The organism is Sphingomonas sp. Leaf23 (assembly GCF_001421585.1).
GTDB lineage: Bacteria > Pseudomonadota > Alphaproteobacteria > Sphingomonadales > Sphingomonadaceae > Sphingomonas.
On the sequence record NZ_LMKR01000002.1, the window covers coordinates 33,687 to 53,879 of the forward strand.

Sequence of the window (20,193 nt, forward strand, 5' to 3'; positions counted from 1 at the left end):
ACCGATAAGTCATGAATGCTGACCTATCTTTAATTACTAGCAATGCCGATGCTGGCGGAGAACTGCGCCAGCACCATTTTAGGACCAAATCGGCCCTATCTCAATGCCAGCCAAACCAGCGCCGCCGAACCGACGACGATGCGATACCATGCGAACGGCGCGAAGCCGAAGCGACTGACGACCTTCACGAACGCCTTGACCACCAGCAGCGCGACAACGAACGCCGCGACGAAGCCGATCGCGATCCCGTGCAGATCGTCCAGCGTCAGCAGCGCCCGATCCTTGTACAGAGAATAGACCGTCGCCGCGACCATCGTCGGCACCGCCAGGAAGAAGCTGAACTCCGCCGCCGTCCGCCGCTCGACCCCCATCAACAGCGCGCCCATGATGGTCGCGCCCGACCGGCTGACGCCCGGCAGCATCGCCAGGCACTGCATCGCGCCGACCGACGCGGCCTTGCCGACGCTCATCTCCTCGACCGAACGGATGCGCGCCTGCTTCACCATCCGTTCGATCAGCAGGATCAGGATGCCACCGACCACCAGCGCGGTGGCGACGATCGCCGGCCGCTGCATCACCGCGCGAATGCCGTCGTAGAACAGCGCGCCCGCCACCAGCGCGGGCAGGAACCCGATCAGGATGTTGCGGGTAAACGCGATCGCCTGCCGATCACCGCGGGTCAGGCCCAGCGCGACGCCGGTGAACCGCTCGCGATAGGCGACCAGCACCGCCAGGATCGCGCCCAGCTGGATCGCGATCTTGAACACGACCGAACTGTCGTCGGTATAGCCGAACATCTCGCCGGCCAGGATCAGGTGGCCGGTGGACGACACCGGCAGGAATTCGGTCAGCCCCTCGATAATACCGAGGATGACATAGGTAATCCAATCCATCAGGCGCCCTTCAACACGGTGCGACGCCCGAAGCGCCCGTTCTTGCGATACACGACCAGCCAGTCGGGGGCGACCGTCGCCAGCGGCACCGGCCGCACGCCGAACGCCTCGATGCCGGGCAGGTCGCCGCCGACCACATTGTCGCGCGACAGCATCGCCCACTGGTCCTTGCTGATCGGGGTGAACGGCATCGCCGCGATCGCCCCGCCCAGGTCATTGGGAATTTCGAGAAAGCGAACGTCCCGGCCGATCGCCCCGGCGATCCAGCGGTTGAGCTCGCCCATCGAGATCACGTCGGGACCGCCGATCGCAAAGGTCTGCCCGCCGAAACGCTCCGGCTCGGCCAGCGCCTTGACGACGACCTGTGCCAGATCGACGACATAGACCGGCTGGAACTTCGTCGCCGCCGCCATCACCGGCACCAGCGGACGCCCGATCAGCGCCGGCGCGCCGGAGATCATGCCGGCGAAGCGATTGACGAAACCGTCCTCGCGCCCGAACACGATCGACGGGCGCAGGATGGTCGCGCCCGGAAACGCCGCCAGCACCGCCTGCTCGCCCGCGGCCTTCGACCGGCCATAGGCGGAGGGCGACGCGGCATCGGCACCGATCGCCGAAATCTGCACGAATGCCTTGGCGCCGGCTGCTGCGGCAGCCTCGGCGACGGTGCGGGCACCGGCGACATGCACCTTGTCGAAATCCCCTTCGAGGATACCGACCAGGTTCACCACCGCATCCGACCCGACGACCGCACGCGCGACCGTTTCCGGGCGCGACAGGTCGGCGGCGACGAACTGCGTCTGCCCCAGCCCCCCTTGCGTCCGCAGGTGCAGCGCCTGGCGCGGATCGCGCTGCGCGATGCGGACGCGCGCGCCCGCCTTCAACAATTCCTGCACGACATAGCGGCCGACAAAGCCGCCGCCGCCGAACAGCGTCACCAACTGGTTCTTCATCGAGTCCGCCTTTGCCTGTCTCTATCCTCAGGCCCCATGCCGCTCCTGCAGCAAAACGGCAAGGACAACGTAAAAATCTAGAAACAAGTTGTTGACACCCCCGGCGACGCCCCGTAGAGGCGCCCTCCTACCCCGTGCCCAGATGGCGGAATTGGTAGACGCACCAGCTTCAGGTGCTGGCGATCGCAAGGTCGTGGAGGTTCGAGTCCTCTTCTGGGCACCATTTTCCCGGCGCGATCCGTCGCCGGGACCAGCACCACGATCCGCCCTGCAAACCGCTTTCCGGCGGCTGGCGTGCGTGCCATGCTTCGGCGATGAAGAAAGACATCTATAAATCGCGGCTGCAGGCGTTGCAGCTGGCGCTGGTCCAGACCCAGGTTGCCGCAGCAGAAAGTGGCGAGCGGGTGGTGATCCTGCTCGAAGGGCGCGATGGCGCGGGCAAGGATGGCACGATCAAGCGGATGGTCGCGCATCTCTCCACCCGGTCGACCCGCGTCGTGGCGCTGCCCAAACCATCCGATCGCGAACGCTCGCAATGGTATTTCCAGCGCTACGTCGCGCACCTGCCGTCGGCGGGCGAACTCGTGATCCTCAATCGGTCGTGGTACAACCGGGCCGGCGTGGAGACGGTCATGGGATTTTCGACCGCGAACGAGCAGGAATCCTTCCTGCGCGATGCACCCGATTTCGAACGGATGCTGATCGAAAGCGGCATCCGCCTGGTCAAGCTGTGGCTCGACATTTCGCGCGAGGAGCAGAAGGAGCGGCTGGACGCGCGGCGGACCGATCCGCTCAAGCAGTTGAAGGTGTCGGACCTCGACGCCGTGGCGCAGGACCGCTGGGACGATTATTCAGCTGCGCGCGACCGGATGCTGTCCCGCACCCATACCGCATTGTCGCCATGGCACTGCATCCGCGCCGACAGCAAGAAGGCGGCCCGGATCGCCGCGCTCGCCCATGTCGTCGCGCGGATCGCACCCGACGAAATCGCCCACGAGCAGGATCTGCCCGATCCCAAGGTCCTGTTCGCGTTCGAGGAGAGCGCGATTACCGACGGGCGACTGGCGCGCTGACGCACGGACCCGCCCCGAGAACACCGTCACCCCGCCCTCGAGCCGGGGTGACGACGAAAATCAGGTCATCGACAAACGGTCGACCTTAGAAGCTGTAGGCGACGCCGACCGCACCCAGCCACTGGTTGCTCGATCCGTTGCGTGCGACGATCGGGCTGTCGGCGAAGTCGTTCAGCAGCTTGCGATAGACGACGGTGCCGAACAGCTGCCAGCCCGAGCGCAGGTCGCCGCTGATCGAATGGCCACCGATCGCGCCGACGGTCCAGTTCTTCCACCCCCCACGCGCGTTGTAGATCGGCAGGCCGCTGGCCAGCGACTGCGCCTGCGTGACCGAGAAATAATTGTCGGCATAGCCTTCGCCGACCCGCTCGCCCGACACGAACACGCCCGCGATCGCCTTCAGGCTGAGCGGCGTGACATAGGTGATGGTCGGGGCGAGCACGGTCGAGCCATGGCCGCCGGCGACGTCCTTGCGATAGCTGAGCGAGGCGGACAGCCGATCGAACTGCGAGGTGATGACCCCGGTCTTGCCGATGCCGACATAACCGCCCAGCTCGATCGCGGTGCCGACCTTGCCCAGCGCGCGCACCTGGGCGTCGTCGATGCCCTTCGTCGTGTTGCGGTTGAGGTTCACGACCGCGATCGGCCCCGCCTGGAAATCCCAGGTCGGCCCCACGCCATCGCGGATCAGGTCGACGCTGGCGCGGTTGCCCGCCACCAGGAAGTTGAAGCCCGACACGCGGCCGGTCGCGGCCGGGACCGGCGAAAAGCTGTAGTCGTTCGACCCTTCGTAATCGGGCAGCACTGCGGCACCCAGGCCGAGGACGTAGAAATCGCCACCGGTATCGTCATTGGGAACGGCGGATGCGGGCACCGTCGGCCCGGCGACGTCCTGCGCAAGGGCAGGCGTGGCAAAGGCGGCAGCGGTCAGGACGGCGGCGAGAATGGCGCGCAAGGGCGTGGCTCCGAGAAAATATTACAGCCGCGTAACGCTATCCCGCCCACTTTGGTCCGCAGTTTATACTAGAGCAAATAGCGAATTCGTACCTGTTGCATGGTTACATCACCCGCCAGCGGGAATTCCGCCGCGCTGAACTTCGGTGGGCCGAAGCGGATCACCGGGTTGCGCGAAAAGCCGAAGCCTTCGCGGGGGATACCGGCGAACGTGTCGAGCTTCGCGTTGTTATTCTCGTCATGGATCACCGACACGGCATAATCGCCGCGGCCAAGGCCGGCGATGCGCACCCCGCCGGCCTGCGCCGGAAAGGTGCGGGTGACGGCGTTGCGATCGTTGGTGCAGCCGGGGAAATTCTTGGGATCGGCGGTCAGGCAGAGGCGGATCACGCCCTTGGTCGAACGCAGTTCGCTGATCCGGACGTCAAGCGTGCCGGTCGGCATGGCGCCCGGCAGCGTCGCCAGCGCCAGCACCGCCAGTGCGCCGCGCCGCACGCGCGCGCTCTTTCTCGAAGTCGCCAAGGCCGCCGTCGGTGCCGCACAGCCGGTCCCAGAAGCGGAAATAGAGTCCGAAATTGCAGCCATAGCGTTCATGATGCCTCTGATGATGGCTGGCGGTAATCAACCAGCCGCCCAACCGCCCCGCCCACATGAATCTCGGGAACATTTCCCAGCCCATATGGTTCGTGACGCCCATAACCGTCATGATCGTCAGCACCAATGCCAGTGCGCCGATGTGAATCGGAATGACGAATACCAGTAGCGGAATTACCACAGCACCGGTCAGCGCCTCGATCGGGTGGAACGCCATCGCCGCCCACGCGGTCGGCGGGCGGCTGGCATGGTGGACGGCATGGGCGATGCGAAACCATTTCGGCCGGTGCATCCAGCGGTGCGTCCAATAGAACCAGGTGTCGTGCGCAAAGAGATAGAGCAGCACCGACAGCGGCAGATACCATAAAGGCCAGGCCTGGACGTCCGCGTAAATCTGCGTCCAGCCGCGATGCTGCCAGCCCCAGGCGACGATGCCGGCGGGGATGCCATAGATGGCAGCGGACAGCAGCGACCAGCGGATTTCCTTGGCGATCTGCGGATCGAGCCCGCGATAGAGCCCGGGATGCCGCATGCGCGTCGCAAAGGCGAAACCGGCGGAGGCGAGCAGATAGCGCACGCCCACGATCAGCGTCATCGCCACGGCGGACAACAGGATAGCCAGCGGGATCGACATGCCCGCCCTGTAGCGGATTGTGGCCGGGGAGGACACCCCAAGCTCCGTTCCGCTGGTCAGGAGCCGCCCCGTTGATGGGAGCGACCTACGTTACAATGTCCATCGTCACCCCGGACTTGATCCGGGGTCCCGCTTCTCACTTGGCGGGTTGAAGAAGAAAAAGCGGGACCCCGGGTCAAGCCCGGGGTGACGAACACGAAATCTGGCAGCCGCCAGCGGCTGCCACGCCAAAGCTTCTTCACATGGATACGCTCCACCCCTCCCCGCCCCATCGGGCAAGGCGGATTTGTGACGTTGCTACCGGGACTTCGCTCCCCTAGTGCGGGGCGATGCCAACCATTCATCAATGCGACCTCGCCATCGTCGGCGGGGGATTGTCCGGCGCGCTGGTCGCGCTGGCGGCGGCGAAGCGGCGGCCCGATGCGCGAATCCGCCTGATCGAAGGGGCGGCGCATTTCGGCGGCAACCATGTCTGGTCGTTCTTCGGCAGCGACGTCGCGACCGAGCAGCGCGCGCTGGTCGCCCCGCTCGTCGCCCATGGCTGGCGCGGCTACGACATCGCGTTTCCGGCCCATGCCCGCACGCTCGACACCACCTATTATTCGATCACGTCCGAACGGCTCGACACGGTACTGCGCGACACGTTGCCCGCAGAGGCGCTGATGACGTCGGTGCGGGTGCTGGGCGCCAGCCCGACCGCCGTCGTGCTGGCCGATGGCGACCGGGTGGAGGCGCAGGGGGTGATCGACTGTCGCGGCCCCGGCGACCTGTCGCTGCTCGATCTCGGCTGGCAGAAGTTCATGGGGATGGAGCTCAACACCGCCTATCCCCACGGCGTCGAGCGCCCGATCGTGATGGACGGATCGGTCGAACAGATCGACGGCTATCGCTTCCTCTACACGCTGCCGTTCGACGCCTCGACGCTGTTCGTCGAGGATACCTATTACAGCGACACCCCCGACCTCGATACGCAGGCATTGGCCGCGCGCATCGCCGCCTATGCGTCGGCCAAGGGTTGGGACGCGGCGACCGTCGGGCGCAGCGAGACCGGCGTGCTGCCGGTCGCGATGGGCGGCGATTTCGAGGAATATTGGCGCTCGGGCGGCAACCGCGTGGCGAAGGGCGGGATGCGCGCCGGGCTGTTCCATCCGCTCACCGGCTATTCGCTGCCCGATGCGGTGCGCCTGGCGCAGATGGTTGCCGACAGTTCGGACTGGTCGGGCGGTGCGCTGCACACGCTGACCCATGATTTCGCAGCCACGCTGTGGAAAAGACGCGGCTTCTATCGGATGCTCGCGACAATGTTGTTCCGTGCGGCGGAACCGGCGGAACGCTACCGCGTGCTCGAACGCTTCTACCGGCTGGACGCGGGGCTGATCGGACGCTTCTATGCCGGCCAGTCGAGCTTGTTCGACCAGGCGCGGGTGTTGATCGGCAAGCCGCCGGTGCCGATCGGGCGCGCGGTACAGGCTTTGATGGGGAGACAGGGGTGAAGACGGCAGTCGTTATCGGCGCAGGCTTTGGTGGCCTCGCGCTTGCCATCCGGCTGCAGTCGGCGGGCGTGCAGACGACGCTGGTCGAGGGGCGCGACAAGCCCGGCGGCCGCGCCTATTATTGGGAACGCGACGGCTTCGTCTTCGACGCCGGCCCGACCGTCATCACCGCCCCCGAAGCGCTGCAGGAATTGTGGGCCCTGACCGGCCGCGACATGCGCGAGGACGTGACGCTGGAACCGGTGTCGCCCTTCTACCGGCTGAACTGGCCCGACGGCACCAATTTCGACTACACCAACGACGACACGCTGCTGCGCTCGGAAATCGCCAAGCTCGATCCGGGCGACCTCGCCGGATACGCCCGCTTCCTCGAATATTCGGCGGGCGTGTATGAGGAAGGCTATGTAAAGCTGGGGCACGTCCCGTTCCTCGACTTCGCATCGATGATCAAGGCGGCACCGGCGCTGGCGAAGTACCAAGCATGGCGATCGGTCTATTCGATCGTGTCGTCGTTCGTGAAGAACGACAAGCTGCGCCAGGCGCTGTCGTTCCACACCCTGCTGGTCGGCGGCGATCCGATGAAGACCAGCAGCATCTATGCGCTGATCCACAAGCTGGAGCGCGACGGCGGCGTGTGGTTCGCGCAAGGCGGCACCAACAAGCTGGTCGCCGGCATGGTGCGCCTGTTCGAGAAGCTCGGCGGCACGCTGATGCTCGGCGATGCGGTCAAGAGCATCGACACGCTCGGCGACCGCGCTACGGGCGTGACGACCAAGGGCGGTGTGGTGATCGGCGCGGACATGGTCGCGACCAACGCCGACATTGTCCACAGCTACCGCGACCTGCTGTCCGGCTCGCGTAGCGGCCAGCGCCGGGCACAGAAGCTGGAGAAGAAGCGCTTCTCGCCCTCGCTGTTCGTCGTCCATTTCGGCATCAAGGGGACGTGGCCGGGCATCCCGCACCACATGATCCTGTTCGGCCCGCGCTATAAGGGGCTGCTCGCCGACATTTACGACCATGGCGTGCTGAGCGAGGATTTCTCGCTCTATCTCCACCACCCGACCGTCACCGATCCGTCGATGGCGCCCGAAGGCCACTCGACCTTCTATGCGCTGTGCCCGGTGCCGCACACCGGCAAGTTCCCGGTTGACTGGGACCAGATCGGCCCGATCCTCGAAAAGCGCATCCTCGACGAGGTGGGCCGCCGCCTGATCCCCGACATCCACGAACGGATCGTGACGAAGTTCAGCTATATGCCGAGCGACTTCACCCACGACCTGAATGCCTATCACGGATCGGCCTTCTCGCTGGAGCCGATCCTGACGCAGAGCGCATACTTCCGCGCGCACAACCGCGACGACGATATCCCGAACCTGTACGTGGTCGGCGCGGGCACGCATCCGGGCGCAGGGATTCCGGGCGTCGTGGGCAGTGCGAAGGCAACGGCGGGGTTGATGCTGGGCGGGGAGGACTGAGGTCCTCTCCGCAACCTCCCCGTTCGGTTCGAGCAGCTTCGAGCCTGTCGAGGACGCCTCAAGGACCACCCGTTCGTGCTGAGTAGGGACTGAGCGAAGTCGAAGGCCCGTATCGAAGCACCCGCCACGGTCCTTCGATACGCCGCTTCGACAAGCTCAGCGGCTACTCAGGACGAACGGAACGCTTTGCAATCCCCGACGGGGGTTGGGGAGCGCTTGCCCCCCCTCCCCCAATCGCCTAACCCCGCCGCCATGAAGCGCCTAGCCATCTATTGCGGGTCCGCGACCCCCGCCGACCCCATCTATATCGACTCCGCCCGCGCCGTCGGCCGCGCGCTCGCGGAGCGCGGCATCGGCGTCGTCTATGGCGGCGGCAAGCTCGGCCTGATGGGTGCCGTCGCCGATGGCGCGATCGAGGCGGGGGGCGAGGTCATCGGCGTGATCCCGACCGCGCTGGTGAAGGCTGAAGCCGCGCACCGCGGCCTCACCGAACTCCATGTCGTCGACACGATGCACCAGCGCAAACAGGCGTTCACCGACCTGTCCGACGGCTTCGTCACCATCCCCGGCGGCACCGGCACGATGGATGAATTGTGGGAGGCGATGAGCTGGGCGCAGCTTGGGTATCACACCAAGCCGGTCGGGCTGCTCAACACCGCGGGCTATTACGACCACCTGATCGCGTTCGTCGACAAGATGGCCGAGGTCGGGTTCATGCGCCCGATGCACCGCGACATCCTGCTGGTCGCCGACACGCTGGACGTGCTGCTCGACAAGATGGCCGCGCACACCCCGGTGCAGGCGATCATCCACATGGCTGCCACCGACCTTTGATCCTCGACCGGCCCGCGCTGGTCGCGCACGCCCGCGACACGATCGCGCGCGGATCGAAGAGTTTCGCGGCGGCGAGCAAGCTGTTCGACCCGGTAACGCGCGAGCGGGCGTGGCTGCTCTATGCGTGGTGCCGCGCCTGCGACGACCTGGCCGACGGGCAGGATCTGGGTCACGGGATGCAGCGGGTCGACGATGCGCAGGATCGCCTCACGCTGATCCGCACGCGCACCGCACAGGCACTGGCGGGCGAACCGACCGGCGATCCGGCGTTCGACGCGCTGGGCGTGGTCGCTGCCGAGGTCGGGCTGCCGCACGGCCTCGTGTACGACGTGATCGACGGGTTCCAGCTCGACGCCGATGGCTGGCAACCGGTTACGGAAAACGACCTGTACCAATATTGCTATCACGTCGCCGGCGCGGTCGGCGGGCTGATGGCGGTGGTGATGGGGGTGCCCGCAACGGACAAGGACACGCTCGACCGCGCCTGCGACCTGGGCCTTGCGTTCCAGCTTGCCAATATCGCGCGCGACGTGCGCGAAGATGCCGAGGCCGGGCGCTGCTACCTGCCGCGCGACTGGCTGGACGAACAGCGCATCGATCCCGCCGATCCGATGGCGACGCCCGACCGGGTGGCCGTGCTCGCCCGGCGGATGGCGGCGCGCGCGGCTTCCCACGAAGACAGCGCGCGGGTCGGTGCGGCACGGCTGCCGTGGCGATCGGCGTGGGCGGTGCTGGCCGCCGCCGACATCTATGGCGGCATCGCGCGCAAGGTCGCCGCCGCCGGCCCCGCCGCGTGGGACAAGCGGCAGTCGACATCGAAGGCGGAAAAGATCACCGCCATCGCCCGCGCGTTCGTGGCAGCGCGGTGGCGTCCGGCACCCGACACCCCGCGCGACCCGCTGCTGTGGACGCGCGCCACCTGACACCCCCGTCACCCCGGACTTGATCCGGGGTGACGGCGGATTCAGAGGCAGGCGCTCACCCCTCCTCCTGCACCTTGTCCGTCGCCACGGTAATATCCCGCCCCAGCAGGTGCTGGACATAAATCCGCTGTACCAGCACGAACACGACGATGGTCAGCGGCGCGGCGAGCAGCACGCCGATGAACCCGAACAGCAGCCCCATGCCGATGACCGAAAACAACAGCACGGCCGGCGGCACGTCGACCGCATGCTTCTGCACGATCGGCATCAGGATATTGCCCTGAATCTGCTGCACGATCAGGAACAGCACGATGGTCCACAGCGCGGTCGAGGGTGACTGGGTAAAGGCCAGCATGACGGCGGGCAGCCCGGCGATGATCGGCCCGACATAGGGCACGACATCCATCAATCCGGCGATCAGGCCAAGACCGATCGCGGCGGGCACGCCCAACAGCCACAGCCCAGTGGCAGTCAGCACCGCGACAACCACGATGGCGATCGCCTCGCCCTTCATCCACCCGCGCAGGCCCCCGGCGGCATCGTCCACCGCCTGCCGCGCGACCGGTTCGGCCGATGGCGGCACCAGCTTCACCAGGCCCCGGCGATAGAGTTCGGGATCGGCCGCGAGGAAGATCGCGCCGACCAGCACCAGCACCGCATCCGACAGGCCCGACCCGATCGACAGGACATAGCTGCCCGCGCGCGACATGATCGTCGACAGGTCGCTGCTGCCCTGCGACAGCAATTCGCGCGCCGGTTCGCCCAGCCCCCATCCATCGAGCTGCTGTTGGATCGCCTGCAATGCGGAGGGGATCTGCTGCCGGATCAGGTCGAACTGGTTCACCAGCTGCGCGCCGAAGCCGAAAAAGATGCCGATGACGATCCCCAGCAACAGGATCACCGACAGCGCCAGCGCCAGGCCGCGGGGCAGCCGGGTCCAGCGCTGGATACGGTTCGCCACCGCGCTGAACAGTACCGCGATGGTCGTTGCGGCAAAGACCAGCAGGACCAGCCGCATCATGCTGACCAGCAGGAACGCGGTCCCCGCGATCGCCAGCACCATCACCGTCATCGCGGCAACCCGGCCATAGCCGGGGGTCGATCGCCCTGCGTCGCTGTCGCCCATATTTTTCCCCTTTGGATCGTGAACGGACGGAACCGGGCGGCGTTCCCCGGCCATATCGCTGTCGCAACGATTGCATCACGCTGCCCCGCTCGCTAATGCGAGCTACTATCATATGCAAAAGGGGCGTGACGTGCGGGGTTGGTGGATTTCGGTGTTGGTCGCGATGCCGCTGCCGGCGATGGCGCAATCGGCGGATGTGCCCGGCGACGAAGCCGACATCGTGGTCGAGGGACGCGCGCAGCAACTCTATCGCACGCTCGTCACCACCGTCGGCAAATCGGCGCAGGACCCGCTGGACGTGCCGCAGGCGTTGCAGGTCATCAACCGCGACCTCTTCACCGATCAGGGCGCACGCGATGCGACCGACCTGTATCGCAACATCGCGGGCGTCAGCGCCTTCAGCTATGCCGGCGTCACCTTTCGCGGGTTCCGGCAGGACGAATCCTTTTATGACGGAATGCGCGGTAACCCGTTCGTCGGCTTCACCGTACCACAGCTGTTCAACGTCGACCGGGTCGAGGTGCTGAAGGGGCCGGCCGGCCTGTTCTTCGGCCCCGGCGCGCCGGGCGGCATCATCAACTATGTGTCGAAGACCCCGTCGGACCAACGCGCGCTGCGCACCGTCGTCACGGCCGGCACCTATGACCGCGCCGGCATCTCGTCGGAGGCGACCGGGCGGATCGATCGCGATGGCGTCGTCACCTATCGCATCGGCGGCTTTTTCGAATCGATGCAGCCCTATCGCAACAACACGCTGCACCAGACGCTGATCGGCGATGCCGGCCTGTCGATCCGCACCAATCCGGGCGGGCTGCTGACGCTGCAGCTGACGGCATACGACAATTATCTCCGCGCTAACCGGCTGCGCGGGGTGCTGGTCGATGACAGCGGGCGGTTCCTGACCTCGATCCGCTGGAACGCGAACGAAAAGACCGACTGGCTGCGCCTGGCCTCGACCGCCTGGTCGGCGCGCTATGCAACGACGATCGGCGATGCGATCACCTTCGACGCAGGGGTGCGCCGCTTCCGCTCGACCGAGCGGCAGCAATATCACGAACCGCGTGGGGTCAGCCCGACCAACCCCGATCTGGTGCTGCGCGAATTTCGCGATCAGGTCCGCCCGGTCGACGGCCTGTCGGTCATGGCCAATGCCACCGCGACGACCCGCCTGTTCGGCATGGCCCACCGGTTCCAGCTGGGCGGCGACTGGTATCGCGAGAATAACGGCCTTAGCTCGCGTATCCTGCGCAGCGGCGTCGCGTCGCTCAGCCTGTCCAACCCGGTCTATGGCCGCGCATCGGGCGATGCGGTGCGTGCCGTCGCGCTGCCCTTCACCGATACCGACACCCGCGCCCGGCGGCTCGGCGCCTATCTGCAGGATCAGGTCAGCCTGACCGACACGCTGCTGCTGGTCGCGGGCATGCGCTGGGACCGGTTCGAGGATGCGGTGCGCGTCGCGACGGCGGGCCGGGTCACCAGCGATTCCGGCTATCGCGACAGCGACGTGACGTTCCGCGGCGGGCTGATCTATCGCCCGCGCCGCGACCTGTCGTTCTATGCCAGCTGGTCGCAGGGCTTCGACCCGCAGGCCCCGGCCAGCCAGAATCGCGACGCGGGCGGGCCGTTCGCACCGGTCACCGGCAATCAGGTCGAAGCCGGCGTCAAATCGCGCCTGCTGGACGGCCGGCTTCAGGCCAATGCCGCGGTGTATCGCATCATCCGCAGCAACTTGTTGCAGGTCGACCCGACCCGCGCGCCGGTGGGCGGCGTCGATCCCCTGAGCCCGATCGGCGAGGTGACCAGCAAGGGGTTCGAATTCGACCTGACCACCGACGTCACGCCTAACTGGGTACTGCTCGCCAACTACGCCTATAACGACACGCGCGTGACCGACACGGTGGCGGGACAGGCGGTGACCGATGCGGTCGGCAGCCGCTTTGCCAACGCACCGGCGCACAAGGTCGGTTTCTGGAGCCGCTATCAGGTGAAGGCGATCGGCACCGCCATCGCGTTCGGCGGCGAAGCGGTGTCGAGCCGGATCAGCCGGTCTGGACAGGCGGTACGGCCCTACGCGATCTTCGACGCCTCGATCACCAAATCGCTCGGCTTCGCCGAACTGATGCTGCGCGTCGATAACCTGCTCGACAAGGTGTACGCCGCCTCGGGCTTCACCAAACAGTCCGGCCACTTTCCCGGCGAACCGCGCACCATCTTCGCCGAACTACGCGCGACGTTCTGACGCCCACGCATCGATCGCCGCCCAGCCGGCGATCCCCTTCAGCGTCCGCGCGCGTGCCGCCGTCATGCCGCCCAGCGCGATGACCGGCACGCGCGCGCCGTGGATCAGCCGCTGGAACCGCACCCGCCCCAGTGCAGGCGCGCCGGGGTGCGAGGCGGTGGCGAAGACGGGTGAGACGAAGATGGCGTCGACGCCCGCGCGTTCGGCGGCGATGCGTTCCGGGATCGAATGGACCGGCCGCGTGACCAACCCCTTGCGGCGCAACGCTTTTCGCCCGTGCATGCCGTCGCCGCCGGGCAGGACTGGCCCCGCGACCAGCAGTACCAGCCGCCGCGCCCGCGCGATCCGCCGCACCTGCGCAAACTTCCGCCGCCGTTCCCCCTCGGGCGTGGCATAGTGCCGGAACACGACACCACTCCCCCGCGGCACCTTCGCCACGATCGGCAGCAACGCCTCGCCCAACCGTTCATCGGTCATCAGCCAGCGTTGCGGCAAAGGGTGGCGGCGGGACATGGCGGCCTCTATAGCGCGCGCGATGACCAAAACCGACACCCCGCTGGCCACCATCCGCGACCGGATCGCCCATGCCGAATCGATCGCCCGCCGGGACCGGGGCGCGACGACGCTGATCGCGGTCAGCAAGACCCACGACGCCGCCGCGATCCAGCCGCTGATCGACGCCGGGCAGCGCGTGTTCGGCGAGAACCGCGTGCAGGAAGCGCAGGGCAAGTGGCCCGCGCTGATAGAAAAAACACCCGGAATCCAACTGCATCTGGTCGGCCAGCTCCAGTCGAACAAGGCCGAGGATGCGGTGCGCCTGTTCGACGCGATCCACTCGGTCGACCGCCCGTCGCTGGTCGCAGCACTGGGCAAGGCGATCGAGAAGACCGGCCGTAGCCCCGCCTGCTTCATCCAGGTTGATATCGGCGACGAACCGCAAAAGGGCGGCTGCGCCATCGCCGACCTGCCCGCGCTGCTGGCGGAGGCAAAGGCCGCCGGGCTGCCGATCGCCGGGCTGATGTGCGTGCCGCCCGCCGGCCTCGACGCCGCGCCCTATTTCGCGCTGACCGCCAAGCTCGCGCGCGACCATGGCCTCACTGGCTTGAGCATGGGCATGTCCGACGATTTCGAAACCGCCGTGACACTGGGCGCGACCCATGTCCGGATCGGCTCCGCGCTGTTCGGCGCTCGCGGGCAATAAGGAAACGATGATGACCCGTCCCAAGGCCCTGTTGTTCGATTTCGACGGCGTGCTGCTGGAAAGCGAATATGCCGGCAACCGCCAGATCGCCGAGTTCCTGACCACCGCGGGTCACCCGACCAGCGCCGCCGACTCGATGGCCCATTTCATGGGCCTGTCGGGCAGCCACTTCACCCAGGCGATCGAGAAATGGGTCGGCGGCCCGGTGCCCGACGGCTTCTGGGACGCGCGTGCTATCGAGGATGCGCGGGTGCTGGAACAGGGGGTCGATGCGGTGGCAGGCGCCGTCGCCTTTGTCCGGTCGCTGCCCGCCGACCTGCCGCGCGCGATCGTGTCGTCCAGCACGACCCACTGGATCGCGACGCATCTGGACCATCTGGGCCTGCGCGATGCGTTCGGCGACCATATCTACAGCGGCAAGGAGCATGTCGCGAACGGCAAGCCCGCGCCCGACCTGTACCTCTACGGCGCACGCCAACTGGGCGTCGCCATCAAGGATTGCGCGATCCTCGAGGACTCCCCGGTCGGCGTGACCGGTGCGGTCGCATCGGGCGCGCGGGTGATCGGGCTGTGCGCGGGGTCGCATTGCGGGGTCGGCCATGACGACCGCCTGCGCGCGCTGGGCGTGACCGAGATCGCGCATGACTTCGACGCGGTGGCGCGGATGCTGGGGGTGGCGCCGGTCGCCGCCTGATCGGGATGGCATAACCGGCCGTTGCCGCGGCGATGGCCGGAATGGCTTACGACAGGAAGGGCGCGTTACTCGCCCTTCTTGGCCGCCTGTTCCGCTGCCGCCGGATCGACCGACGGCGCACCCGATGCCGGGGTGGCAGCATTGACGACATCGGCGGTGTTGGCCGGCGCGCCTTCTGCGACATTGCCTTCCGCCTCGGTGGCGGCAGGTGCTGCACCGGCGGCGGGCGCGGCCGGCAGCGGCAGGTTCGACCCCTGCGTGTTGAGATAGGCGATGACGTTCGCCCGGTCCTCGGCGCTGCCCAGCCCGGCAAAGGTCATCTTGGTCCCAGGCGCATATTTGCGAGGGGAGGTCAGCCACGCGTTCATCGCGTCGAAGTCCCAATTGCCCGCAACGCCGGTCAGGGCGGTTGAATAGGCGAAGTTGGGAAGATGACCGTGCTTCTTGCCGATCACGCCCCACAGGTTCGGGCCGATGCCGTTGGCCCCGCCCTGGTTGACGGTGTGGCACGCGGCGCATTTCTTGAACACTTCCGCGCCCTTGGCCACGTCGGCGGTGGCGAGCAGCGTCGCGATCGGCACGGCGGCGGCGGCACCGCCCCCGGCTTCGGCGGCACCCTCGACCGGATAGCCCGGCTTTTCCGGCGGTCCCGAATGGAACACCATGCCGCTGGCGATGGAAAGTCCGAGGGCGGCGGCGCAACCGGCCAATACCCAACCTGCGATGGTGTTCGTCCGGTCGTCCATGCCCTGAGCCGTCTCACCTAAATATGGTTTTGTTTGGGGCCATGCTTAGACACGGCATCCGATACTGGCAAGACAGGGTTGCCGCCTGCCCCCGCGCCCGATAATCGCCACCCCCCATGCAGAAATACGCCGCACCCGCGCGCCCGCTGGTGGCGCAGATGATCGAAGCCGCCGCGCGCGAACCGAATCGCACCGTCGCCTTTCAGGGCGCGCCGGGCGCCAATTCGCATGTCGCGCTGGCACAGGCGTTTCCGGGCGCGCTGCCGCTGCCCTGTTTCGGCTTTGCCGATGCGATCGACGCAGTGCGGTCGAGCCAGGCCGATTGCGCGATCATCCCGATCGAGAATTCGCTGCATGGCCGCGTCGCCGACATGCATTTCCTGCTGCCCGAATCCGGGCTGGTCATCACCGGCGAACATTTCCTGCCGATCCGCCACGCGCTGATGGGGCTGGGCCCGGTCGAGGGCATCCGCCAGGCGATGAGCCACGAACAGGCGCTGGGCCAGTGCCGGAACTGGCTGAGCGCGCGCGGGATCGAGCCGGTGGCGCATCCCGACACGGCGGGCGCGGCGGCATCGGTCGCGGCGATCGGCGATCCGGCGGTCGCCGCGCTCGCCCCGCCGGCGTCAGCTGCGCTCTACGGACTGCAATTGCTGGCCGACGACATTGCCGATGCCGACCACAATACGACGCGCTTCGTCGTCCTCGCCCGCGCCGCGCCGCCCGAACTGCCCGAGGGGCCGTGCATGACGACGCTGGTGTTCGAGGTGAAGAACGTGCCCGCCGCACTGTACAAGGCGATGGGCGGGTTCGCGACCAACGGCGTCAATATGACCAAGCTGGAAAGCTATCAGCGCGGCGGCACCTTTGCCGCGACCGAGTTCTTTTGCGACATCGAGGGCCGGCCGGGCGAGCCGCATGTCGACCGCGCGCTGGAGGAACTGCGGTTCCACAGCAAATGGGTGCGGTTGCTGGGCAGTTACGGGCGGGCGCGAGAGCGGGGGTGATTTCGGCCGTTCCGTTCGTGCTGAGTAGGGATTGAGCGAAGTCGAAAGCCCGTATCGAAGCACCGGCGAGCGGTCCTTCGATACGCCGCTTCGACAAGCTCAGCGGCTACTCAGGACGAACGGTCGTCAAGAAGCCACCCACGCCGCCAGCAAGCTCCGCGCAATCGCATGGGCCGGCGGCGCAATGAAGCGCGACGTGTCGCCCGCCAGTGCCGCACGCACCTCGTCCCGCGTTGCCCAGAAGGCATGTTCCAGCTCCGACGTATCGATCGTCAGCCTGTCGTCGGGCGCGGTCGCGATGCAGGCGATCATCAGCTGCGAGGGAAACGGCCAGGGCTGGCTGGCGACATAGCGCACCGCGTCGACCGCGACGCCCGCTTCCTCCAGCACCTCTCGCGCGACCGCTTCCTCGACCGATTCGCCGACCTCGACAAAGCCGGCCAGCGCCGAATAACGTCCGGCGGGCCAGCTCGGCTGGCGGCCCAGCAGCACGCGGTCGCCATGTTCGACCGCCATGATGACCACCGGGTCGGTCCGCGGGAAATGCAGCGCGCCACAGCCGGGGCACGACCGCACCCAGCCGCCGCGCGCAACGACGCTGGCATGGCCGCACCGTGCGCAGAAGCCGTGGCGCGAATGCCAGTCGACCAGGCTGCGCGCGACACCGTACAGTGCGACATCGGCCGGCGGCATCACCGCCAGCGCGGCCATCAGCGCGGGCGAGCGCATCGCCGGCGCACTGCCGTCGCCATCACCGACGACGAACAGCGGCACGCCCTCCAGATAGCCGAGCAGCAGCGCATCGTCCCGCGCCGGGTCCATCGCCACCAGCGCGAGCGCGCCGTCATCGGCGACGGGCGGCTCCAGCCCAGTCAGCACCAGCAGCCGCGCTGCCGGATCGCCCTTGCACCGCGCGAACGCCGCGGGATCGTCGCGCTCGTGATCGGCACGGACCAGCGCCGCGCCGGTAAAGCCGATCATCGCACAGGCCCCGCGAGATCGCGCGCCAGCGCCTTTACCAGATCGTCGCGCAGCGGCCATTTGTCGGCCGGGAAGTAATTGACCATGACGGTCCCGCGCAGCTGCCGCAGCGGATCGACGAACGCGACGGTCCCGGCCGCCCCGCCCCAGCCATAGGTGCCCTTGCCCGGCCGGCCGGGCAGCGTTTCGAGATAGACCGATCCGCCCGCGCCGAAACCCATCTTCGGCCCCGCCTGTCCCCCGGTCGCGCCATCGACCCCGCCAAAGGTGACGCCGGCCGGCAACAGGTTCGACATGCCCAGCGCCACCGTCGCCGGCTTCATCACGCGCTTGCCGTCCAGCGTGCCGCCATTCTGGAGCATGTGGAGGAACCGATCGTAATCGGCGGCCGACATGACCAGCCCCGCCCCGCCATAGGGAAAGCTCGGCGGCGACAGCCAGACCGAGGTCGCGCCCGGATCGACCGGGACCAGATTGTCGCCGGCCCAGGCATAGTTGGTCGCCAGCCGCCCCTTCTGCGCCGCCGGCACCGTCCAATAGGTCGATGTCATGCCCAGCGGAGCGAACATCCGCGTCTGCAGGAAACGCTCGAACGACATGCCGCTTGCCACCTCGATCACACGGCCCAGCACGTCCAGCCCGATCGAATAGCTCCACTTGGTCCCCGGCTCGGCGATCAGCGGCAGGGTGGCGACACGGTTCGCGAATTCCTCCAGCGATTTCGGCCGCGCCTGCGCCATCGCCACCTCTGCCTGCGCGTTCACGGCGGCGGGGACGATGCCGAGGCGCTCATATTCCTTCAGCAACGGCCCCTTGGTCACGATGCTGTAGCCAAGGCCCGCGGTGTGGGTCAGCAGGTGACGCACGGTGATCGGCGTCGTCGCCGGACGGCTGGCCAGGCTGTTGGCCGGATCGGTCAGCACCTTCATCGATTTGAAACCGGGGATGAAGTCACTGATCGGCTGGTCGAGCTTCAGCTTGCCGTCCTCGACCAGCATCATCGCCGCCATGCCGGTGATCGGTTTCGTCATCGAATAGACGCGCCAGAGCGTATCGACATTGGCCGGTGCGGCGGTGGCGTCGGTCGCGACGCGGCCGGCGGCGTGGGCGCTGGTCCAGTCGGGGCCGCCGACGACCACGACCATGCCCGGTGCCTTCTTCTGCGCCACATAGTCGCGCACCATCGCCTCGGTCGCGGGCAGCGCGCGCACCGCCGGGCGGGCGGGCGCGCGCGGCGGCGCGGCCTGTGCCCAGACCATCGCCGGCTGCACGGCCAGCAGCGCGCCTGTCAACGCCAGAGTGTTCCGCATCCAGTACGACCGCGTCATCGCATTCCCTCCACCACCGGTATCGCCCGCGCGAACAGCGTCGGCAGCCCGGCGGCGGCAATGTCCGCAACCGGCCACCATTCGCCCTGCGCGGTGTCTTCCCCCGCTGCATCCGCCACCATGACGGTGCAGGCAAGATCGAAATGCGTGAAGCCGTGGCGGACCATCCCGACGCTGCGCCAGTCGGCAGCGAAAGGTGCGCCTTCGGTGCCGGAATCGCTGTCACCCCACGGCCCGGTCGGCAGCGCGCGCATGCCGCCCAGCAGCCCCTTGTCCGGCCGGCGCACCAACAGCACCTGCCCGTCGCGCTCGGCCCAGAACAACGTGCCGAATCGCTGCGGCTTCGCCTTCTTCGCCGCCTTCACCGGAAAGGCGTCGGGCGTGCCCATGGCGTAGGCGGCGCAATCGTCGCGCAGCGGGCAGAGCAGGCAGCGCGGGTTCCGCGCGGTACAGACCATCGACCCCAGGTCCATCATCGCCTGCGCGAAGTCGCCGGCGCGGCTGTCGGGGGTGATCCCATCCGTCGCGGCGCGGATCGCGGGGCGCCCGCCCGGCAGCGGCTCGGCAATCGAGAACAACCGCGACACGACCCGTTCGACATTGGCATCGACCACCACCGCGCGCCGGCCAAAGGCGATCGCGGCAATCGCGGCGGCCGTATAGTCGCCGATACCCGGCAATTTGCGCAGTTCGCCCTCGGTATCGGGCAGCGCGCCCCGCGCCGCGACGACCCGTGCACAGGCGAGCAGGTTGCGGGCGCGGGCATAATAGCCGAGCCCCGCCCACGCCGCCATGACATCGGCATCGTCCGCCGCCGCCAGCGCCGCGAACGACGGCCAGCGCGCGGTCCACGCTTCGAAATAGGGCCGCACGCTCGCCACCTGCGTCTGCTGGAGCATCACCTCCGACAGCCACACGCGATAGGGATCGGGGGCGGCGGTGCCCGGCGGGCTGCGCCACGGCAGGCTGCGATGGTTGCGATCGTACCAGTCGAGCAACCGTTCGGCGACAGAGAGATGCTTGGCGTCCACGCCGGCTCTATGGC

At 67.6% G+C, this 20,193-nt stretch carries 20 protein-coding genes and 1 tRNA gene; 10 read left to right on the forward strand and 11 right to left on the reverse strand.

All coding sequences use genetic code 11. The features are described from left to right. Window positions 1-95: 95 nt before the first annotated feature. Both ASE67_RS03945 and ASE67_RS03950 read right to left on the reverse strand, forming a co-directional pair. Window positions 96-893, reverse strand: a complete 798-nt coding sequence (locus ASE67_RS03945) for an undecaprenyl-diphosphate phosphatase (protein ID WP_055757067.1) — start codon at window positions 891-893, stop codon at window positions 96-98. Further along, window positions 893-1,846 (reverse strand): complex I NDUFA9 subunit family protein, encoded by a 954-nt coding sequence (locus ASE67_RS03950; protein WP_055757068.1) that lies wholly within the window; start codon window positions 1,844-1,846, stop codon window positions 893-895. The genes ASE67_RS03945 and ASE67_RS03950 overlap by 1 nt, the downstream gene beginning before the upstream one ends. A 136-nt stretch (window positions 1,847-1,982) precedes the next feature. Between ASE67_RS03950 and ASE67_RS03955 the strand changes: the two genes are divergently transcribed. Then, window positions 1,983-2,069, forward strand: a tRNA-Leu gene (locus tag ASE67_RS03955). 91 nt (window positions 2,070-2,160) lie between these two features. Further along, window positions 2,161-2,919, forward strand: a complete 759-nt coding sequence (ppk2, locus tag ASE67_RS03960) for a polyphosphate kinase 2 (protein WP_055759067.1) — start codon at window positions 2,161-2,163, stop codon at window positions 2,917-2,919. Window positions 2,920-3,004: 85 nt separating this feature from the next. Here the strand turns inward: ppk2 and ASE67_RS03965 are convergent, their stop codons facing one another. The 3 genes from ASE67_RS03965 to ASE67_RS03975 all read right to left on the reverse strand — a co-directional run bounded on the left by ASE67_RS03965 (window position 3,005) and on the right by ASE67_RS03975 (window position 5,101). Then, window positions 3,005-3,874 (reverse strand): MipA/OmpV family protein, encoded by an 870-nt coding sequence (locus ASE67_RS03965; RefSeq protein WP_055757070.1) that lies wholly within the window; start codon window positions 3,872-3,874, stop codon window positions 3,005-3,007. Window positions 3,875-3,942: 68 nt separating this feature from the next. Continuing rightward, a complete protein-coding gene (locus tag ASE67_RS03970; protein ID WP_235511791.1) occupies window positions 3,943-4,368 on the reverse strand; it encodes a DUF2141 domain-containing protein in 426 nt (141 codons plus the stop codon). After that, a complete protein-coding gene (locus ASE67_RS03975) occupies window positions 4,298-5,101 on the reverse strand; it encodes a sterol desaturase family protein (RefSeq protein WP_055757073.1) in 804 nt (267 codons plus the stop codon). Before ASE67_RS03975 ends, ASE67_RS03970 begins: the two co-directional genes overlap by 71 nt. A 329-nt stretch (window positions 5,102-5,430) precedes the next feature. On the opposite strand from ASE67_RS03975, the gene crtY reads away from it, so the two are divergent. The 4 genes from crtY (at window position 5,431) to ASE67_RS03995 (ending at window position 9,826) form a co-directional block, all read left to right on the forward strand. Beyond that, entirely contained in the window at window positions 5,431-6,594 is a 1,164-nt protein-coding gene (crtY, locus tag ASE67_RS03980) for a lycopene beta-cyclase CrtY (protein WP_055757075.1), read from the forward strand. Further along, the gene (locus ASE67_RS03985; protein WP_055757077.1) at window positions 6,591-8,069 is read left to right on the forward strand and encodes a phytoene desaturase; all 1,479 of its coding nucleotides are present in this window, start codon (window positions 6,591-6,593) and stop codon (window positions 8,067-8,069) included. Before crtY ends, ASE67_RS03985 begins: the two co-directional genes overlap by 4 nt. A gap of 252 nt (window positions 8,070-8,321) precedes the next feature. After that, window positions 8,322-8,903 (forward strand): TIGR00730 family Rossman fold protein, encoded by a 582-nt coding sequence (locus ASE67_RS03990; RefSeq protein ID WP_055757079.1) that lies wholly within the window; start codon window positions 8,322-8,324, stop codon window positions 8,901-8,903. After that, the gene (locus tag ASE67_RS03995) at window positions 8,900-9,826 is read left to right on the forward strand and encodes a phytoene/squalene synthase family protein (RefSeq protein WP_055757081.1); all 927 of its coding nucleotides are present in this window, start codon (window positions 8,900-8,902) and stop codon (window positions 9,824-9,826) included. Before ASE67_RS03990 ends, ASE67_RS03995 begins: the two co-directional genes overlap by 4 nt. A gap of 55 nt (window positions 9,827-9,881) precedes the next feature. Here the strand turns inward: ASE67_RS03995 and ASE67_RS04000 are convergent, their stop codons facing one another. Next, a complete protein-coding gene (locus ASE67_RS04000) occupies window positions 9,882-10,952 on the reverse strand; it encodes an AI-2E family transporter (RefSeq protein WP_055757082.1) in 1,071 nt (356 codons plus the stop codon). Between the two features lie 130 nt (window positions 10,953-11,082). On the opposite strand from ASE67_RS04000, the gene ASE67_RS04005 reads away from it, so the two are divergent. Beyond that, the gene (locus tag ASE67_RS04005) at window positions 11,083-13,191 is read left to right on the forward strand and encodes a TonB-dependent siderophore receptor (protein ID WP_235511792.1); all 2,109 of its coding nucleotides are present in this window, start codon (window positions 11,083-11,085) and stop codon (window positions 13,189-13,191) included. Here ASE67_RS04005 and ASE67_RS04010 read toward each other — a convergent pair. Next, on the reverse strand, window positions 13,174-13,704 hold the full coding sequence (locus ASE67_RS04010; RefSeq protein WP_055757086.1) for a thiamine phosphate synthase: 531 nt from the start codon (window positions 13,702-13,704) through the stop codon (window positions 13,174-13,176). The genes ASE67_RS04005 and ASE67_RS04010 overlap by 18 nt on opposite strands. 22 nt (window positions 13,705-13,726) lie before the next feature. On the opposite strand from ASE67_RS04010, the gene ASE67_RS04015 reads away from it, so the two are divergent. Then, window positions 13,727-14,392: a YggS family pyridoxal phosphate-dependent enzyme gene (locus ASE67_RS04015; protein ID WP_055757089.1), complete on the forward strand. Its 666-nt coding sequence runs from the start codon at window positions 13,727-13,729 to the stop codon at window positions 14,390-14,392. A gap of 10 nt (window positions 14,393-14,402) precedes the next feature. Continuing rightward, complete coding sequence (locus ASE67_RS04020) at window positions 14,403-15,086, forward strand: HAD family hydrolase (protein WP_055759073.1); 684 nt, start codon at window positions 14,403-14,405, stop codon at window positions 15,084-15,086. A 65-nt stretch (window positions 15,087-15,151) separates the two neighbouring features. Here the strand turns inward: ASE67_RS04020 and ASE67_RS04025 are convergent, their stop codons facing one another. Next, window positions 15,152-15,832 carry a c-type cytochrome gene (locus ASE67_RS04025; RefSeq protein ID WP_055757090.1) on the reverse strand — a complete coding sequence of 227 codons (681 nt, stop codon included), beginning with the start codon at window positions 15,830-15,832 and terminating at the stop codon, window positions 15,152-15,154. Between the two features lie 116 nt (window positions 15,833-15,948). Here ASE67_RS04025 and ASE67_RS04030 point away from each other — a divergent pair, with 116 nt between their 5' ends. Next, the gene (locus ASE67_RS04030; protein ID WP_055757093.1) at window positions 15,949-16,839 is read left to right on the forward strand and encodes a prephenate dehydratase; all 891 of its coding nucleotides are present in this window, start codon (window positions 15,949-15,951) and stop codon (window positions 16,837-16,839) included. Between the two features lie 126 nt (window positions 16,840-16,965). Here ASE67_RS04030 and nudC read toward each other — a convergent pair whose 3' ends face one another. The 3 genes from nudC to ASE67_RS04045 are packed head-to-tail and all read right to left on the reverse strand — an operon-like array spanning window position 16,966 to window position 20,179. Beyond that, the gene (nudC, locus tag ASE67_RS04035; RefSeq protein ID WP_055757095.1) at window positions 16,966-17,820 is read right to left on the reverse strand and encodes an NAD(+) diphosphatase; all 855 of its coding nucleotides are present in this window, start codon (window positions 17,818-17,820) and stop codon (window positions 16,966-16,968) included. Next, window positions 17,817-19,148, reverse strand: a complete 1,332-nt coding sequence (locus tag ASE67_RS04040) for a serine hydrolase domain-containing protein (protein ID WP_055757096.1) — start codon at window positions 19,146-19,148, stop codon at window positions 17,817-17,819. The genes nudC and ASE67_RS04040 overlap by 4 nt, the downstream gene beginning before the upstream one ends. After that, window positions 19,145-20,179 (reverse strand): A/G-specific adenine glycosylase, encoded by a 1,035-nt coding sequence (locus ASE67_RS04045; RefSeq protein WP_235511793.1) that lies wholly within the window; start codon window positions 20,177-20,179, stop codon window positions 19,145-19,147. Before ASE67_RS04045 ends, ASE67_RS04040 begins: the two co-directional genes overlap by 4 nt. Window positions 20,180-20,193: the final 14 nt, after the last annotated feature.

Excerpts from the sequence above, each read along its gene's own strand:
- ASE67_RS04030 (WP_055757093.1), top strand. The coding sequence starts at position 15,949 with ATGCAGAAATACGCCGCACCCGCGCGCCCGCTGGTGGCGCAGATGATC.
- ASE67_RS04020 (WP_055759073.1), top strand. The coding sequence starts at position 14,403 with ATGACCCGTCCCAAGGCCCTGTTGTTCGATTTCGACGGCGTGCTGCTG.
- ppk2 (WP_055759067.1), top strand. The coding sequence starts at position 2,161 with ATGAAGAAAGACATCTATAAATCGCGGCTGCAGGCGTTGCAGCTGGCG.
- ASE67_RS03950 (WP_055757068.1), bottom strand. The coding sequence starts at position 1,846 with ATGAAGAACCAGTTGGTGACGCTGTTCGGCGGCGGCGGCTTTGTCGGC.
- ASE67_RS04040 (WP_055757096.1), bottom strand. The coding sequence starts at position 19,148 with ATGACGCGGTCGTACTGGATGCGGAACACTCTGGCGTTGACAGGCGCG.
- ASE67_RS04015 (WP_055757089.1), top strand. The coding sequence starts at position 13,727 with ATGACCAAAACCGACACCCCGCTGGCCACCATCCGCGACCGGATCGCC.
- ASE67_RS03975 (WP_055757073.1), bottom strand. The coding sequence starts at position 5,101 with ATGTCGATCCCGCTGGCTATCCTGTTGTCCGCCGTGGCGATGACGCTG.
- ASE67_RS04025 (WP_055757090.1), bottom strand. The coding sequence starts at position 15,832 with ATGGACGACCGGACGAACACCATCGCAGGTTGGGTATTGGCCGGTTGC.
- ASE67_RS04010 (WP_055757086.1), bottom strand. The coding sequence starts at position 13,704 with ATGTCCCGCCGCCACCCTTTGCCGCAACGCTGGCTGATGACCGATGAA.
- ASE67_RS03990 (WP_055757079.1), top strand. The coding sequence starts at position 8,322 with ATGAAGCGCCTAGCCATCTATTGCGGGTCCGCGACCCCCGCCGACCCC.
- crtY (WP_055757075.1), top strand. The coding sequence starts at position 5,431 with ATGCCAACCATTCATCAATGCGACCTCGCCATCGTCGGCGGGGGATTG.
- ASE67_RS03945 (WP_055757067.1), bottom strand. The coding sequence starts at position 893 with ATGGATTGGATTACCTATGTCATCCTCGGTATTATCGAGGGGCTGACC.
- nudC (WP_055757095.1), bottom strand. The coding sequence starts at position 17,820 with ATGATCGGCTTTACCGGCGCGGCGCTGGTCCGTGCCGATCACGAGCGC.
- ASE67_RS04000 (WP_055757082.1), bottom strand. The coding sequence starts at position 10,952 with ATGGGCGACAGCGACGCAGGGCGATCGACCCCCGGCTATGGCCGGGTT.